Annotated in this window: 1 protein-coding gene; it reads right to left on the bottom strand. The window is 53.3% G+C overall.

The window, feature by feature from the left end; genetic code table 11:
• A partial coding sequence (gene gspL, locus ACYP03_RS25645; protein ID WP_459782626.1) for a type II secretion system protein GspL occupies positions 1 to 291 on the bottom strand: 291 nt, incomplete at both ends.

Raw genomic sequence — 291 nt, 5'->3', positions numbered from 1 at the left:
CACCACTGACCTGTTGGCCGTCACGGTTAAGCTGGCCCTGTTCAACTTCAAACCCTTCCACCAGCAAAACCCTGAGCTGTTCGAAATGCTGGAATTCACCCGCCACCGCCTGCAACCTCAGTTCATGGCGGTTGTGATCATATTTCAGATTCTGCACTGAGATCTGCGGCACTTTCAGTAACGCCGGACGCAGCTCAATCAGCCAGGGCAAAATACCCTGACCCGATTCCGCACCACCCAGACGTGAAAGTTCCTGATTCATCTGGCGTTTCAGATAACTGCTGGTGGGAA

The sequence above is a fragment of the Photobacterium sp. R1 genome (genome assembly GCF_054600795.1).
The sequence above is the reverse complement of the archived record's forward strand: the minus strand, read 5'-3'. Positions and strand labels throughout refer to the sequence as shown.